At 59.8% G+C, this 17,092-nt stretch carries 13 protein-coding genes; all 13 read right to left on the minus strand.

Going from position 1 to position 17,092, the window contains the following annotated elements:
- Positions 1-17 precede the first annotated feature (17 nt).
- The 13 genes from ABV589_RS14150 to ABV589_RS14210 all read right to left on the minus strand — a co-directional run bounded on the left by ABV589_RS14150 (position 18) and on the right by ABV589_RS14210 (position 17,087).
- Entirely contained in the window at positions 18-428 is a 411-nt protein-coding gene (locus ABV589_RS14150; RefSeq protein ID WP_367082086.1) for a hypothetical protein, read from the minus strand.
- A complete protein-coding gene (locus ABV589_RS14155; RefSeq protein ID WP_367082087.1) occupies positions 429-3,350 on the minus strand; it encodes a M23 family metallopeptidase in 2,922 nt (973 codons plus the stop codon).
- A gap of 5 nt (positions 3,351-3,355) precedes the next feature.
- Positions 3,356-3,826 carry a hypothetical protein gene (locus tag ABV589_RS14160; protein WP_367082088.1) on the minus strand — a complete coding sequence of 157 codons (471 nt, stop codon included), beginning with the start codon at positions 3,824-3,826 and terminating at the stop codon, positions 3,356-3,358.
- Between the two features lie 11 nt (positions 3,827-3,837).
- The gene (locus ABV589_RS14165; RefSeq protein WP_367082090.1) at positions 3,838-5,874 is read right to left on the minus strand and encodes a type VI secretion system tip protein VgrG; all 2,037 of its coding nucleotides are present in this window, start codon (positions 5,872-5,874) and stop codon (positions 3,838-3,840) included.
- A 28-nt stretch (positions 5,875-5,902) separates the two neighbouring features.
- Positions 5,903-6,904: a serine/threonine-protein kinase gene (locus ABV589_RS14170; protein WP_027610390.1), complete on the minus strand. Its 1,002-nt coding sequence runs from the start codon at positions 6,902-6,904 to the stop codon at positions 5,903-5,905.
- Complete coding sequence (locus ABV589_RS14175) at positions 6,901-7,629, minus strand: PP2C family serine/threonine-protein phosphatase (protein WP_003229555.1); 729 nt, start codon at positions 7,627-7,629, stop codon at positions 6,901-6,903. Before ABV589_RS14175 ends, ABV589_RS14170 begins: the two co-directional genes overlap by 4 nt.
- A complete protein-coding gene (gene tssM, locus ABV589_RS14180) occupies positions 7,629-11,168 on the minus strand; it encodes a type VI secretion system membrane subunit TssM (RefSeq protein ID WP_367082091.1) in 3,540 nt (1,179 codons plus the stop codon). The genes ABV589_RS14175 and tssM overlap by 1 nt, the downstream gene beginning before the upstream one ends.
- 12 nt (positions 11,169-11,180) lie before the next feature.
- Positions 11,181-12,056 carry a type IVB secretion system protein IcmH/DotU gene (gene icmH, locus ABV589_RS14185; RefSeq protein ID WP_003229559.1) on the minus strand — a complete coding sequence of 292 codons (876 nt, stop codon included), beginning with the start codon at positions 12,054-12,056 and terminating at the stop codon, positions 11,181-11,183.
- Positions 12,057-12,061: 5 nt separating this feature from the next.
- Positions 12,062-13,393, minus strand: coding sequence for a type VI secretion system baseplate subunit TssK (tssK, locus tag ABV589_RS14190; RefSeq protein WP_007962327.1), 1,332 nt, complete (start codon positions 13,391-13,393; stop codon positions 12,062-12,064).
- A 2-nt stretch (positions 13,394-13,395) separates the two neighbouring features.
- Positions 13,396-13,896, minus strand: coding sequence for a type VI secretion system lipoprotein TssJ (gene tssJ, locus ABV589_RS14195; RefSeq protein ID WP_007962325.1), 501 nt, complete (start codon positions 13,894-13,896; stop codon positions 13,396-13,398).
- 5 nt (positions 13,897-13,901) lie between these two features.
- The gene (gene tagH, locus ABV589_RS14200) at positions 13,902-15,095 is read right to left on the minus strand and encodes a type VI secretion system-associated FHA domain protein TagH (RefSeq protein WP_096795407.1); all 1,194 of its coding nucleotides are present in this window, start codon (positions 15,093-15,095) and stop codon (positions 13,902-13,904) included.
- 18 nt (positions 15,096-15,113) lie between these two features.
- Positions 15,114-15,254 carry a hypothetical protein gene (locus ABV589_RS14205; protein ID WP_003229566.1) on the minus strand — a complete coding sequence of 47 codons (141 nt, stop codon included), beginning with the start codon at positions 15,252-15,254 and terminating at the stop codon, positions 15,114-15,116.
- A gap of 312 nt (positions 15,255-15,566) precedes the next feature.
- Positions 15,567-17,087, minus strand: coding sequence for a sigma 54-interacting transcriptional regulator (locus ABV589_RS14210; protein ID WP_367082093.1), 1,521 nt, complete (start codon positions 17,085-17,087; stop codon positions 15,567-15,569).
- Between the last annotated feature and the right edge of the window lie 5 nt (positions 17,088-17,092).

Consider the following 17,092-nt stretch of genomic DNA (forward strand, 5'->3'; position numbering starts at 1 on the left):
GTTAAGCTATTTTTCGGTCAGTTATTCAGCTTGGCAACGCACTTCTCATAAAGCTCTGAATACTTTTTGTCGTACACCAATTCAACCGGCTCATCCAGATCAGCCGAGGCATTAAACAAGGTTTTGTCTTGCGCATAATACTTGATCCAGCCGACGATACCTTCTCCCGACGTATCATAGTGCAACTGCGCGAGCACTCTTTCTCCATTGTCATCATCAATCAGCAAGTTGATGTTTTCTTTCTTTGTATAACGAAATGGAAAATTACTGCTTCTAACCAGCTCTGTCAGATACCCATAGCAACCCGCACTGTCTGAGCGCGCATCAACAGCTTCATCGTTACCTGCAAACACCAAACTGGCGAAAGCCGAAAAAACAAAACCAAAAAACAGGTTCAAGCTGATACGTTTATATTTCATGACCTTCATTTATTCACCTTTCTCCAATGCTTCTACAAAACGAGCGCGAATCGCCTCAATGTGTTTTTTGTATACTGCTTGCACATTCGTATCGGTAGAGTGCCAGCGTGCCCACTGACCATTGTGCCGCTTGATATAGGCCGCCTTATACTCCATCCCCGCTATCACCGAAGGCAATACGACAAAAACTTTCTTCTTGTCGGTGATTTGTGCGTTGCCGCCTTGCCCGCTCATCCCTTTGTTTTCAAATGCCGACCACGTACCGGTGGGGGTGTATTCAGGATTGGCCTCAAAAATAGAACTGTCCCAACCATAGTATGGAGGTTGACCAAAAGCTTCCATACCACCGGTTCCGCAATGCGCGTATTGACCGGACTCAAAGTGGCCGGTCTCATCGCGGTACATACGCTCAATAATGACCGCCATCTCTTTACCGTATTTCTCGTAAATTACTTTGATTGCGGCCTTGCCATCTGCGACTGTAAATAATCCAGCATGAGCAACAGGACCTTTGGCCTTGAAATTACCAATGAACTCTATCGGATGAAAATGATAAATCTGACTTGGTAATGGGATTTGCATGGCACCTGCCATCTCATCCCAGAACACGAGTTTATCTATTCGCTCTTGCTCATGCTTGAGTAATTCAGGCGAGTCCTTCATCAATTTTTTCAGCCGCTCCCACTTGGGCTCACTGGATTTCGCTTGCCATTCCGTAGGATGGTAAGCAATTAGCTTCGACCACTCGCTGCGGATCTCAGGATCTCGCAAAGCGCTTTGCAATTCAGCAGACGTAACTTCGTTATCCTGAGTACCTTTTGCATCAATCTTGGCATACAGCTCCTTAAAGAAAGCGGGCATGTCACCTGGATCCAGAAACCCGTCGGCTGTGGCATTGCTCTCTTTGATGACTTTGAAGCCAAGCTTTTCCCAATCATGCTGGCAGATGATTTCTTGTTTTTCTTTTTCGATAAACCCGGTTTGCGGTTTGCCGTCACTCTGAAAAGTGGCCCGAACCCATTCCTTGCCTGCACTGTCTTTAATAATGGTGGGGCGATCAACGGGCACTAATGTATCTGCTGGTAGCCCGGGTTCCTGAGGCGTGAATACCGGTGCCTCGTCGGTACCACCTTTGGTAGCTAATAGCTGACCCTTTTTCAACTTCAGATATTTTTTGCCTTCAACCAATGCCGCAGGGTTTTTCAAATACTCTTCAAGTTTTTCATCCGAGCTGAAAATCTCGATGTGAACCTGATGTTTCTTGTTGATATTTCCTTTATCGTCCGCAGGTGTTTCGTAGAGACCTAGATAACCGATCGGCTCACCCGCCTTGATTGCTGAATTACACACCACAACACTGTCAAAAACAGTAGGAATTGTGCTTTTTCTCTTGATAACAGCACCTGACCCGACATCGTCCACACTGCACCAGAACGTCGCAGGCAAAACACCCTCGCCCTTTAGGCCTGTGCCTCCCGACGGAACGAAAGTGCATTCTGCCATGGGGTACTTTTTACCATCCACTAACAGCCATTTGATCTTGTCACTGTCAAAGCGGATTGTACTTCCGGTACACAGCACTTGATCGGGAGCTACTTGTTCTCCTGCTTTATCGCCGGATGGAGCACCTCGAACTTTCAGACCACGTGGAGCTGTAATCGTAGCCTCCACCATGCCTTTCCAGTAGCCAGGAACCTTGCGCTCGGGTGGGAGCACTGTTTTCAAGCGTTCCTTGTTTTTGCTGTTCTTAATGGGCTGACCGTCTTCTTCGATAGCGAACCAGACGACATCATCTTTCTTGAGTTCACCAATTTTGCCCTTGAGGATTTTGCCCTGAGCAAAATTGTATTTACCGTCAGCCGTCGGCTGCTCTTTTAGTACTTCAAACTCGACACCCGACGGTATGTTTTCCACGACCTTACTTTGTGGATCGTCTTTATGATGTGTTCGAGCAGGCCAGCCACCGTTAACAACGGCAACCACTCTAGGGGCTTTCTCTTCTTCTGCCGTATAAAGCTCATAGGGCAACACGTGCATGTAAAGACTAAAGAAAACCAGCTTATTGGTTTTTACCCCCTCGGACTTTTCATTCGCGGGTGATTCATACTCGTGTCGAACAAGACAAAATGAAGTGGAGTACTGCAAGCCTTTGGCCGGTTCGAAATCCGACGTCAGATAGTTCTTGTTCAAGCGATAGGCGACGACTACCCCATCGGCCATACAGCGCACAGGCTCATCCCTGATGCACTGTGGTGCACTGGCGTTAGTGATGTGGATTCCACCGTGCCAGAAATGGTTGCTTCCGAGCAAATAGTGCCCGGCTGTCTCGCCTTCCAAGGCTTTGTACAGTTCCTCTGCATCCTCAAACTGGCTGCCGCCATGCTTCCTGATCGGGTATTGGAAGCTCATTTTTTGCGTCGACGCAGCGGCAGCAGGCGTTGTGGCAGGTGTTGCCGCAGGAGCGGCCGCCGTTGCGTTATCCGGATGCGTCAGATTCGAGATATCGAACCCACGAGGGTTCACCGTCGCATGACCTTGCGCCAGGTTGGGGTGACCTTTGGTGCCGTTCCTCAAAACCTCAAAATGCAAATGGGCACCGGTTCCGATACCGGTGTTGCCACACGGACCGACCGTTCCACCCTTTGCTACCGCTGCCCCCATCGCCAAGGGCGATGCTGAGCGCATATGTGCATAAAGCGTATGCACGATTTCAGCGCCATTCGCGTGCTCTAGAACGACCACATTGCCGTAGCCATTCATGACACCTTTATAAACAACCTTTCCCGCGCCGGCTGCTGGAATGGGTGTTCCAGCGGGTGCCGCCCAGTCTTCACCCCGGTGTGGTCTGACCAACCCGCTCACCGGATGCACTCGAGTAGGGTTCCATGCACTCGTATAATGAAATGGCGCGCCTGGATTAAAATATTCCATATTGATTACTCACTGTACTCATCACAGTAGAAGACCGAACTTCCTTGTTGCTTTGGGTCGGCGATCAAAATCGGAGCATTACCTTCACTCTGATTTATTTTTAAGTCTTTGAAGCGCTCACGTAAGGCGGCTTCAACAACCACTGGACTTTCATTCAAGTAGATGGCGTGAACACTGAAAGGGCCTTTATACGGAATGGCAATCTGGCTGACCGTCAAACCATAGAATTTATCGTTCACGCAATAAAACGCTGCTTCATCAACCCGACAAGGCTCAAGTTTTTTATCAATAAAATATTGGCCACTTGGCTTGTTGGTAACCGGGTCGAGAAAAATGTTATGGATGTTGCACGTTTCAATACCGGTGAACTGCTCCTCCAGCGTCATTTGGGAGCAAGCGCTTAATACCAAGAGAGCAATAAGCAGCGGAGCCCGTTTGAATCGCTGCATTGCCTGAGATGTTCTGATGTTGAGCATTCGCTTCATCCTTACTCTGAAAACACAAAAAAAGCCTTCGGCTTAACCTTCTCAGGCGGCGCATTCAACAACGCCTGATCCATCAAACTCCCCGCCTTATCCTTATCCGCCGCCCCCGGCAGCACCGGCGGTTTAATCCCGATCCCGGTGCCGCTCCCTGGCGAGCCACCCGCATTAATCTTCACCACCGGCCCAACCACGGTCACACCACCACCATCGAGCTTGATAAAGCTCCCACCCCCAAGAATGGTCAGCTCTGTCCCCGCCTCAATAACAATCTTGTCCCCAGCTTTAAGGTGAATCTCTTTGCCCACGCTGGTGAGCTGCGCCGTACCCAGCTTCACATGCTGGTTCTGCCCAACCGTGAGGTGATCATCCAGCTTCGCTTCAACCTTGCGGTCGGAAATCGTGGTGCGGTGTTCTTCGGCTTTGAGCTCGGTGTAGGTGTTCTTCACCACGGTGTCGTGGCGTTCGTTACCGACGCGGATTTTCTGGTCGTGCTCGATGTTTTCGTCCCAGTCGCGCTGGGCGTGGATGTAGATCTGCTCCGCGCCTTTTTTGTCTTCGATGCGCAGTTCGTTGTAACCGCCGCCACCCGGGGAGCTGAGGGTTTTGAAGACGCTGCGGGTTTTATTTGCCGGCAGGGCGTACGGCACCGGGTTTTCCTTGTGGTACAGGCAGCCGGTGACGAGGGGTTGGTCGGGGTCGCCTTCGAGGAAGGTGACGAGGACTTCCATGCCGATGCGCGGAATGCTGATGGCGCCGTAGCGGTCGCCGGCCCAGGAGCTGGAGACGCGTAGCCAGCAGCTGGTTTTGTCGTCGGCCAGGCCTTCGCGGTCCCAGTGGAATTGCACTTTGATGCGGCCGTATTGGTCGCAGTGGATTTCTTCGCCTTTGGGGCCGGTGACCATGGCGGTCTGGCTGCCGAGCACGCGCGGTTTCGGGTGTTCGAGGGCCGGGCGGTAGAACACGTCCCACGGGGTGGCGAGGAAGGTGTTGCGGTAGCCCTGGTGGAAGTCGTCCTTGTTGTCGGTGGTGTCGCTGGTCACGCCTTCTTCGAGGACTTGCGGCTGTTTGCCTTCGTGGAAGATTTCGGTGAGCAGCCACAGGTCGTTCCACTCGCTGCGCGGGTGGTCGGACATGGCCATGAAGTGGCCGCTGACCAGTTTGGTCTGGTCGCCACGACCTTCGGCCTGACGGTAGTCGGCGCGGTGGCGTTCGAGGGCGCGCTGGCTGAGGAACTTGCCGCGCGCACGGTCGATGAAGCGGCCCGGGTAGTCGTAGTCTTCCAGATCCGGTTCGGTGCTTTCGCCATCCGGTTTGTACGCTGCTTCCATTTGCAGGCGCGGTTTTTCGAAGTCGTAGTCGCGGCGCGTGGTGCGGCTGGTGCGGGTTTCCAGACGCAGTTTGAAGCCTTTGATCACCGGCTCTTCGGCGACCATGCCGCTGCCCTGTATGTAGGCGGTCGGCTGGCCGAGGTCGGGGAACACCGTTTGGTCGTCGCCGAACACCAGCAGGTGGGCTTTTTCGCTGTGCTGGAAGTGGTAGTGAATACCCTCCTCTTCGCACAGGCGCTGGACGAAGTGCAGGTCGGTTTCGTCGTACTGCACGCAGTAGTCGCGATCCGGGCACGGCTGGCTCAGCTGGAAGCTGTAGGCGTTGCCCTTGATCCCGTGTTCGTCGAGGATCAGCGCGATGATTTTCGGTGCCGACATCTGCTGGTAGATACGCTGGTTGGTGCGGTGATGCAGGTATTGCAGTTGCGGCACCAGCGAGACTTTGTAGCGGGTCAGGCGCTTGCCGGCATCGCCTTGGGCGACGCGGTAGATCTGGCCGTGAATGCCCGAGCCCTGTGGATCGAATGCGAGAAACGCCTGCTTGTGCAGGAGTTTTTCCAGGTCCAGATCGGGGTTTTCGCTGACCAGTTCGAGGTCGAAACGAAACGGCTGGCTGATGCCTTCGGTGCCGGTGAACGACAGCACTTGCAGGTCGCCCACGTAGTCTTCGACCTTGAGGCTGAAGTGGGTTTCGTTAGCTGGGTTGAACATAAAGCGCTCCCTGTTCGAATGTCGTCCGTTACGCCCGAAGTCGCAACCGTTGCAGCCAGGACGAAGTGGCGCCCAAGGCGTCACGCAATTGATCGGCAGTGATGGTGCGTTCTGCCGCATTGAAGCTCAGCGCGGTTCGCAGCGCTGGCCAGCCGTGTTTCGGCAGGTTCGCCGGGGCTTGCAGCTCGCGCTCCAGGTGCTCGTCGCGGGCCTGGGTCGAGGGCAAGCGGCGGAACGGGTGTTTGCCGCTCGCCAGTTCATAGATCACGCAGGCCACGCCGTACACGTCCGCGCTGGCCGACAACGGTTGGCCCTCAAGCAGTTCGGGGGCGGCGTAGCCCGGGGTCCAGGCGTTGAAACGCTCGCGGCTGAGGTGCGGCAGGCCGGGCAACACGCCCTCGTCTGCCTGGCCGAGACCGAAGTCGAACAGGCGCAGGCCGTCTTCGCTGAGCATGACGTTGCTCGGTTTCATGTCACCGTGCAGCACGCCGCGACGGTGGGCGTAGGCCAGCGTATCGAGCAGCGGCAGCGCGATGTCGCGCGTTTCTTTCCACGGCAGGCCGAGGGGCCGCTCGCAGAGCAGTTTGTCCAAGGTCAGGCCACGCATGTATTCCATGGTGATGAAGGCCCGCTGGCAGTCGGTGTCGACTTCAAAAGTGTGTGCACGCACGACGTTGTCGTGGCGCAGGCGTCGGGTCAGGGCGAACTCGCTGTAGAGCAAGGCACTGGCGTCCGGCGATTCGGCAAATTCTTCGCTGAGGATTTTCAGCGCAATGTAAGGGTCGGGATCGCCGAACTGCTCGTGCAGCAGATCTCGCGCCCGGTAAACGGCGCCCATGCCGCCCGCCCCGAGCAGACGCTCGAGGTGGTAGCGGCCGGCGAGTACGTCCGGCAATGCACCGATGCTGGCCTTGGTCGGCGCCAGCAACGGCTCGGCGTTGTTTGCCTTGGCGAAGGCGAAGTAGGTCAGGTTGCTGGCCTGCTCTTCGCTCATCAGCAAGTCATCGACTGAGGATTCGATTTCAGTCATTGGCGGATCACCACGGCAGTCAGGTTGTCCCGGGCGGCGCCACGCAGGGCGCCGTCGAACAGACGTTCCAGCGCCACATGCGGCGCGCTGAGGCTGAGGGCGTTGCCGAGGGCATCGCTGCTCAGGCCCTGATACAAACCATCGCTGCACAGCAAAAACGCATCGCCCGGATAGACCTCGAGTTCGAGGACATCCAGGGTCAGCTGTTCGGCCGCACCGACGGCTCGGGTCAACGCCTGAGCCGCCGGGTGCGCTGCCGCCTGTTCGACGCTCATCTGTTGCTCGTCGATCAGTTGCTGCTGCAGCGAATGATCCTTGGACAGCTGATACAGCCGCTGCCCGCGCCACATGTAACAACGGCTGTCGCCGGCCCAGATGCAGGCCGCGCGGTTGCCTTCCACCAGCAGCGCCACAACGGTGCTGCCCATGATGCTGTCGTGACGCCCGGCGGTGACCGTCAACTCTTGCCCCAAGCGCCGGTTCAGCCAGTGCAGGCACTGGCGGATGGCTTTGAGGCGTTCGTCGAAGTCCTCGTGTTGCGGCAGTTCAGCCAGGCTGGCGACGATCAACTGGCTGGCGATGTCGCCACCCTGATGACCGCCCATGCCGTCCGCGACCACCCACAGCCCCTGCTGCGGATTGTCGAGGAAGGCATCTTCGTTGCGCGCCCGCACCTTGCCCGGGTCGGTTCGCGCCGCGCTGCGCCAGGGACTGGCCACCAGCATCAGAGCTGCACCGGCATACGGAAGGTGCGCAGCACGCCCATGTCGAACGGGTTCGGCGTGCGCTGGCTGGTCAGCAGGTAGTTGGCGCGCAGGCCACCCACGTCGGCTTTCAGCACCAGCACGTCGCGACCGGTCAGGTACTCGGTCTGCATCAAATCGAACAGACGGAACAGCGACCATGGGCCGGAGTTCTTCTCGATGCCGATCGGACGCCCCGCCATCTTGTCCATCACCAGGCTGGTGCGACCGTCTTCAGCATCGGTCGGCCACTTGAACGTCATCGGCAGGATCGGACCGTGGCGGTATTCCATGGTCTTGTCGCCGAACTTGAACTCGGAACGGCTGACCGCCGGGTCGAGGGTGTACGGCTCCAGCTTGAACTGAACGGTCGGCTCGGCCGGATTGATCGAGAAGAAGCTCTGACGAATGGTCAGGGCTGCTGCCATCTGGTCGAGGTACATCTTCGATACCGGCAGGCTGTGACCGTCGACGCTGCGCATCCGGTAGTTGCCCGGATCACCGCTGACGAACGGACGCATGTAGCTGTCGAAGAAGCGGTCGACGGTGCCTTGAGCGCGGAAGAACTCACGGAAGTCGCTGATCGCCACGTCGCTGGTGCTGCTGGCGCTGAACGGATAGCGCTTGCTGATGGTTTTGCCATACACGCTGTACAGCTCGTTCTGATAACGGCCGTTCAGGTATTGGTAAGCGTCGTTGAGCACCAGGCGCCACGAGTCTTCAGCCAGCACGTTGAACCACACGCTCAGCGGACGCGGCAGGCGACCCGAGGCCGCACGCAGGTTGGTCAGCGCATCACGCTGGCCGCTCATGCGGGTTTTCGCCATTTCGAACGCGGCTTGTTCCGGCGTACTGGAACGGGCCAGACCGGACAGTTGCAGTTGCAGGTCGTTGAGCGCGCTGATGGCCGGGGTCAGGTCAGCGGCCGGGCCGTTGTTGTCGTCGAGCAAACGATGCAGCGGCTCGAAGCGACGTTGCAGGGATTTCTTCGCGGTGTCCGGCAGGCTCTTCGCCACGTTCAGCGCCGAAGCCTTGTCGGCGACCGCCGAGGCCAGTTTGCCGACCTTGCCCAGTTTGCCTTTCTGCCCTGCCAGTGCATCGGCAGCATCACCGGCTTCATCCACCGGATCGGCAGCAGCCGGGAAGCGCGTGTTCTCGCGCACTTCAGTGAGCAATGCCAGCACCGGCGAGTTGGCCGACGTCAAGCCCGCCAGTTGCTCGGCGCCTTCACCGGCGTCGCTGATCGGCGGCAAGGCCACCTGGCCAACGGCCTCGCTCCAGTAGTTGGCGTAGTCGCGGAAGTACAGTTGTTCCAGCTCGACCATCAGGCGACGCAAGTCCATGTCGCTGATGCCCGCGCCTTCGCCCAGCACCCAGTTGTCACGCAGGATGTCGGTGACCAGCGCCGAACCCTGCACCGAGAAATACTGCTGATAACCCTGCTGGGTGTAGAAGCCCGGGATCACGTATTCGGTGCCGATGAACAGCGAGCCCTGCGGCCCGAGGTGTTGGCTGAAACGGTATTCCGGCAGGTTGCGCGCCTGCTCACGGAGCATGCGGTAGACCACGGTGGCCAGCGATTCGGCGCGCAGCACCTGACGTGCCTGAGTCACCAGTTGATCGTTCAGTGGGTAGATGAACGGCTGCTTCAGCAGGCGCTCAAGGTGAGTGTTCAGGCCGTTCTGCACCGCGGTGTTGCCGGTGTAGCGCTGCGACCAGTCAGTGGCGACCCAGTCCTTGAGCCACACCGCGTCACGACGGTCTTTCATGTTCAGCATCAGGTACGCACGCAGGCTGTTGAGCAGCTTGTCGCGGTCCTTCATGTTGGCGCGAATCTGCCCTTCGAGCATCGTCGCGACCCGTGGCAGCAATTGCGCTTCGAGCTCATGCTCGTAGGCTTGCCTGACCACCGGATTGACGTCTTCGCCCTGATACAGACCGCCACGCTCGTGGTACGAGACGTCGCCCTTCTTCGGGAACACCTGAGTCGCGGCATAGCTGGTGTCGAGGGTTTTCAGCACGCCCATTGCATCATCACGCGGGGTCAGCGCCGAACGCTGCTGAGTCCAGTTCTGCGCCAGCGTGCGCAGGTTTTCCAGACGCTCGTAGTTGGCCGAGAACCCACCGGCCCAGAGCATGCCGAACAGCGCCAGTGCCGCCAGTGCGCCAACGTACAACGCACGCTGGCCCCAGTGGATGCGGCTGCGCTCACGCTTGTCGAGGCCGGCCAGATCCGACTCGGGGAAAATCACTCGGCTGAACAGATGATGGATGAAGCGCGAACGGCCACTGCGCAGGGTCGGCAGCACGCCGGCACTCATGCCGAGGCTGGCGCCGATGCCGGCGGTGGTCGCGTCCATTTCCTGCGTCAGGTGCGGAGCACTGGTCAGGTAGAAACCCCGCAGCAGCGACGCACGCTGATAACGGTTGCCGGTGAACGCCATGTCGACGAACAGGCACAGGCGCTCACCGATCTGCCCCAGTTGATGCGGGAAGTCGAGGATGCGGCCACGGCGCTGGGTATCGCGCTCGGAGTGCATGCGCATGATCACCTGATTGTTCAGGCGCCGCAGCAGCTCTTCGAACTCGCCGCGCAGCACAGCCACGTCGGTACCGACCTGATCCTTGCGGAAACTGGTACCCAGCACCTGATCACTTTCTTCGCGGGTCAGTTGATCGAAGAACTCGTCGAACCCGAGCAGCTTGTCCGCCTTGCTCAGTACCAGATACACCGGCACGTCGACGTGCAGTTTCTGATAGACGTCTTGCAGACGACCGCGCACCTGGCGCGCCAGGGTGTCGATGTCCTGCTCGCTGCCACCGATCAGGGATTCCACCGGAATGGTCACCAGCACCCCGTTCAACGGACGACCGCGACGACGCTTGCGCAGCAGTTCGAGCAAGGTGGTCCAGGCACTGCCGTCGACTTCCGCGTCCGGCTGCGTGGTGTAGCGCCCGGCGGTGTCGATCAGCACACCGTGGTCGGCGAAGTACCAGTCGCAATGACGGGTGCCGAGGGTGTCGCGGGTCAGCTTGCGGTCGATCTTGTTGATCGGGAATTCCAGCCCGGAGAAGTCCAGCAGACTGGTCTTGCCGGAAGCCTGCGGACCGATCAGCAGGTACCACGGCAAGTCATTGCGCCAGCGTTCGCTGCGGCCGCGATACAGGCTCGAAGTCTTCAGGGTTTTCAGCGCGTCCTTGAAGCGCGCCTTCAACTCTTTCTGCTCTTCTTCGATCAGTTCATCACGACGGATGCGATCCTGGCCATCTTCGGTTTCTTCGACGGCTTTCTTGCGGATGCCCGCGCGCCAGCTGACGAAGACCATGGTCAGGCCCCAGATCAGGAACAGCACGGCGATGGTCAGCAGACGCGAGGTCGCGCTTTCCCAGAACTTGTAGTCATCCACCGCCAACAACGGGCCGACGAACCACACCAGCAGCGCCACGAACAGCACCAGCAGCAAGGTCCAGACCCAGGTCTGGCGCAGGAAGGCGCCGACTTTCTTGAAAAACTTTTTCATCACACGTCCCTGTTACGGCTGCGACTGCGGTTGGACCGCGGCCGGATCAAGCGGCTGATAAGGTTGCAGAACGGTGTCGCGCTGCTCGCCCAGGACCCAGGCGAAGCCCGAATACATGACCACCAGGCAGACCAACGTGAACAGCACCACCATCCACGCCGGCACGATGCGCACCAGGTTGCGGCGCTGGTCGTTGAGGCCTTCCCAGTGCGGCGACAACTCGCGCGGCACGTCGCCACGCAACTGACGGATCTGCCGGTACAGGGCGTCGCGGATGCCTTCGAGTTCGAGCATGCCACGGGCCTGCACGCGGTACTTGCCCTCGAAACCGAGGGACAGGCACAGGTACATCAGCTCAAGCATCGGCAGGTGCTTGACCGGGTTCTTCGACAGCCGATCGAGCAGCTGGAAGAACTTCTCGCCACCGAAGGTCTCGTTGTGGAAGCTGCTGAGCAGGCTCATCTGCGACCACTCGCTTTCGTTGCCCCATGGCGTGGTCACCACAGCTTCGTCGACCACGGTGCAGAGCACGTAACGCGCGGCCATCACCTGACTGCTTTCGGCGCCGTTGTGCAACGCGCGCACTTCAAACAGCTTGAGCCCGGCGGTCAGGCGCTCGTTGAGCGCGTAGAGGTCTTCGCGGGTTTCACTGTGCTTGAGGCGCACCACTTCCGAGAGCAGTTCGGACGACGCCGCCACCAGCGAATTGAGGCTGATGTTGAACGCCTCCGCCGGGCGCAGGCGCGCGGCGTAGATCATCCGTTCTTCCAGTTGCTCGAAGCGCGGCGGCGCGGCGAAGTCGGTCAGCGGACTGGCTGCCGGTCCGTGGCCCTGACGATCGAGCAGGACGGTTTTGTCGTCCTGGTTGTAATCCGTTTCCTTGATCATGTCGGTCAGTTCCTGATGGCCCAGAATTTCAGTTCAAGCTCGGCGAATTCGCCGGACACGTGGAACGCGAAGCCGCCGGAGCGCTCGAGTTGCGCCAGGTCTTCGGAACTGAGTTCGAGGATGAAGTAGGTTTTGTTCGAGTGGAACGCGATCTGCCGCGGGGCCACCGGCAACGGTTTGACCTTGATCCCCGGCAAGTGCAGGTTGACCAGTTGGCGGATGCGTTCCACCGGGCCGACCTTGAGGTGCGCCGGCAAGCGGTGGCGTAGTTCTTCGGAGTCGCAGTTGGCACTCGCCGCCAGCACGAACGATGCCGAGCCGAGCAGTTTGTGGTCGTGCAACGGCGATACGATGATCCCGTACTGACGCGCCTGCAGGATCAGTTCGATGGCGTGCTGTTCGAGCACCATCGACAGCACCTGACGAATCGCTTCCATCAGTTTGCGGAAGCTCGCGCCCTGATCGGCGTGGGAATAGCGGCTGTCCAGACGCGGGCGCTTGCTGTCGCTGGAGAAGGTCGCCAGATCGCCAAGCATGGTCAGCAGCGTGCGATACAACTCTTCCGGATGCACCTGCTCCAGACCGAGGTAGTGGCGCAGCAGCAGTTCGGTACGGTTGATCAGTTGCAGCATCATGAAGTCGCCGACTTCCGCGCCGCCGACCTTGCCGTTGGAGCGAATCCGCTCGGCAATCGTGTCGCCACGGTGGTTGAGCATGCTGATGACTTCTTTCAGGCACGACAGCAGATAGCTGGACGCGTGGGCCTGAATGTAGGTCGGCACAAAGTCCGGGTCGAGGCTGATCACGCCGTCCGGCGTGGTGTCGAGCACGTCGCAGATCTTCAGCTTCACGTAGGCCTGATCGCTCTGCTGCTCGCCGAGCAACAGTTTGAAGTCCGGGCGGCCACAGCTGACCTGGCTGGCGGAATCATCGCCGGCGTTGGAGTCGGCCACTTCGGCGTCGTACGCGGTGTACCGCGCGAGCACGTCGGACTGCTCCGGGCGGCGCGCTTCGATGTGGTTACCGGTGACCAGCGGCAGCGCCAGGTAAATCGGCGTGTTGCCGGTGTTCGGCGGCACGTCCAGCGCCAGCGGCTCGGTGTTGCCGCCGAGTTCGAACAGGCTGCCGTCCGGCAGGATCCCCGAGGCGGCACTGATCACCAGTTTGCCCATGTTGAGGAACTGCAGGTCGATCTCCAGATTGAGGAAACCCCAGGTGTAGCCACCCAGCAACTGAGTGCGGGTTTTCATCTGGTGATCGTAATAGCGATCGTTGTGCTGGAAGTGCTGCGGCCGCAGCAACATGCCTTCCTGCCAAATGACTTTATGGGTATTCATGTTCAGTCATCCGCCTTGGCGAGCGCTTCATGGGTGTTGCGGATCCCGGCCTGATCCAGGGTCAGATCGGCTTCGGTCAGCTCCAGCGGGGTGACCTGAACGGTGTAGCGCCACTTGGTTTCCGGCAGATCGCGGTACGCAGCGAGGACGCCGACGTAGCGGCTGCCCTCCTCCACGCTGAGTTTCATTTCCACGGTTTCACCCGGGCGCAGTTCGAGTTCTTCGCTGGCCACCAGATCCGGGTTGAGCGATTCCTTGGCGCGCTCGTAGAGGCTGAAGAAATCAGCGTTCTCGAAGGTCACCGGGTGCTTGAGTTCGAACAGGCGCACGACGATCGGCGAAGGACGGCCGTTGAGGTCCGGGTTGAGCTGATCGCTGCCGGTCAGCTTCAGGTTGATCTTGGTCACTTTCGAGTACGGCGACAGCGACGAGCAACCGGCGAGCAGCACCAGCACGGTGAGCGCAGTCAGCGTCTTGAAAAAAGCGGTCGAGCGGCGAGACATGCGCATCATCCTTGGTGGTCGGTGTGGAGGGTGGAGATCAGGCGGATCTGTTCTTCGTAAGCCTGGGCGAAATCACGGGCCAGCAGACGCTCGCTCCAGTCATCGTCCTGACGCAGAGCCTGGTGATACCGGCCGAACGCTCTCCAGCGTCCGCCCGAGGTGGCGATCAACGGCTTGTTGTCGCGCTCGAAACGCAGGGTCAGTTGTTCCGGCGAGAAGTGCTCCAGCGTGCCGCGCACGGCGGCGCGGCTGGCGGTGAGCAAGGCTACCTGATGCGCCTGCAGATCGCGGAACGCACGGGAGATCGCTTGCTCGGCCGGCAGGTGCCCGGGCTTGTGCGGCTGCAACAGAATCTCCAGCGCTTCGCTCGGATCGACGGCGAATTTCAGCGGGTTCTTGTTGGTGCCTTGCACGGTGGTCTGGGCCAGACGCAGTTCGTTTTTCAGCTCCGAACGGGTGCGCAGGCTCTGCTGCAAACCGCCGATGCTCTGCCGCAACAGGCGTGCGGCATTGAGTGCCAAAGCTTCGCGGGCGTCGTGATCGAGGCCTTTGACGTCAACGCCCAGCGCCGCACCGAAATGCTCCCAGAAACCCTCGCTCTGCCGCTCGACGACCTTCGGGGCCGGAGCTGGCTCGGGCTCAACCGGGGCAATCAGCTCCGGCACCATCAGGCTTTCCATGTCGATGCGCGCATAGTCGGCGCGCTGACGGGAGTCTTCGGGCTTGGCGGTCGGGGCCAACAGTTCGTCGATTTCCGAATAGACGCGCTCTTGCTGTTCGATCGCGTTCAGCGGATCAAGGTCGAGGAAGGCGTCGTCCGGGATGATGCTGCCGGCGGCACGCGGCCGGCCGACTTCGCCGTCGAAGGTCGCCGGATCGCGCACCAGCCGCGCACGAATCTCGAAGTCGCCGAGCACGTAGGTGCTGCCGTGCTCGATGCGCACCGGCTCGCCCTTGTGCAGGCGTGCGCCGCTGCCGCCGTCCTGGACGCCGTTGCTGCTGGTGTCGGTGAGGAAAAACGTGCCTTCGCGGTAACTGACAATCGCGTGGTGATTGGACAGGTGGCGCTTGCGGTCAGGAATGATCCAGTCGCAGTCCTCGCCCCGCCCGATCACGCCGCCGGCCTGTTTGAAGGTCTTCTGGCACAACTCGGTGGGCACGAACTGCTTGGTGTTCAGCATTTCGAAAACCAATTCCATGTTTGATGCTCCTTGCGGTCACTTGCCGCGATTGACCGCTTGCGGATCACCCAACGGGCGATAGTCGTTGTCGTTGAATTTGTAATTGCCGCTACAGCCGCCAAGGCCGCATAGAACGACGAGGGTCAGCAGGACAGCGTGCCAGTGACGAACAGACATCAGAGGGTCTCCAGGGGTAGACAAAGCACAAAGCGCCGACCCTTGCGGGCGGCGCTGAAATTAATTCTTTGGGTGGTCTCGAAGGCTCTGCATCGGGGCCTTGAGCCAGACCACCGAGGTGAACGCACCTCCTGTGGCCAGTGCGCAATCTGTGGCGAGGGAGCTTGCTCCCGCCGGGGTGCGCAGCAGCCCCAAAACCAGACACTGCGGTGCCTCAGGGAAACCGGGTTCAGCGGGTTACGACTGCTGCGCAGTCGAGCGGGAGCAAGCTCCCTCGCCACAGGGGAATTCGCCTTCCAATAAGTGTTCACGTCAACCATCGAAATCACCCAGGTTGATATTCAGGCGCCCGAGGCGGTACAGCAGGGTGCGGCGTGGCAGGCCCAGTTCGCGGGCGGCGAGGGTCTGGTTGCCGTCGTTCTTGCGCAGGCAGTCGAGCAACAACGTGCGTTCGACTTTTTCCAGGCGTTCGCGCAGGTTCAGGCCGCTGTGGTCTTCGGGGATCGGCTCCATGCGCAGGGAGAAATGCTCGGCCAGCAATTCGCCGCCCTCGCACAACAGCACCGCGCGTTCGACCAGTGCCTTGAGTTCGCGCACGTTGCCGGGGAAGGTGTAACCGGACAGGTGTTCCAGCGCCGCGCTCGACCAGCGCACCGGATCACGCTGCAAATACGCGCAGGTCTTCTCGGCGAAGTGCTGAGCCAGCTCGAGGATGTCGCCTTCGCGCTGACGCAGGGCCGGCAGCTCGATCGGGAACTGCGCGAGGCGGTAATACAAGTCCTCGCGGAATTTGCCTTCGCTGACCAGCGTCGACAGATCGCGGTGCGTCGCGGCGATGATGCGCACGTCGATCTTGTGCGTGTCGTTGGAACCCAGCGGACGAATCTCGCCCTCCTGCAACACCCGCAGAATCTTCGCTTGCAGCGACAGCGGCATGTCGCCGATCTCGTCGAGCAACAGCGTGCCACCGTTGGCCGCATCGAACAGACCCGCGCGGTCGCGATCGGCACCGGTGAAAGCGCCTTTGCGATAGCCGAACAGCTCGCTTTCCAGCAGGTTTTCCGGGACTGCCGCGCAGTTCTGCACGATGAACGCCTGAGAGCGGCGCGGGCCGCAATCGTGAATCGCCCGGGCCACGACTTCCTTGCCGGTGCCGGTCTCGCCACGCAGCAGCACGGTGTACGGGCTGTGCAGGACTTTGCTGATCAGCGAATGGGTCTGACGCATCGCCGCGCTTTTGCCGATCAGGCCATAGCCGTTGATGCTCGGCACACTGCGCGCCACCGTGGCCGACTCGGCCGGCGGCTGGCGCAGACGCTGCAGCAAATGCAGCTGACCAAGAACGAACGAGCCGAGCTGGCCAAGGGAATCGGCAAAACCCTGCAGGTCGACGTGACGGCGACTGGCGCACAGCAGCAGGCCTTCAACCGCTTTCTGCTGATTGACCAGTGGCACGCACAGCAGCGATTGCCAGGCACCAGCGGTGGCCGGCAAAAAGCTGGTCTCGTGCAGGCTGGCACCCAGATCGTCGAGGCAGACCACGCGGTTCTGGCACAAGGCAAACTGCAGCAGCTGCTCACCGTTGTAGTCCGCCGGCAGGCTGGTGGCAGCGCGCGGTTGCAGCGCGCCGTCGAGGCATTCGGCGTTCATCCCCAGGCAGGTGTGGGTAGCGTCGAGCAGGTACAGCTGCGTCAGTTCGCAACCGCTCAGCTCGGCCAACCCGCGCACGAAGTCACCCAGCAGCGCAGCACCGTCCGCCGCGCGCGACAGGCTGGCGAACTGCGCCAGCAAGGCTTCGGCATAGACCAGTGGCTGCGGCACTTGAGTGAACATCACAC

Source organism: Pseudomonas sp. HOU2 (assembly GCF_040729435.1).
Lineage (GTDB): Bacteria > Pseudomonadota > Gammaproteobacteria > Pseudomonadales > Pseudomonadaceae > Aquipseudomonas.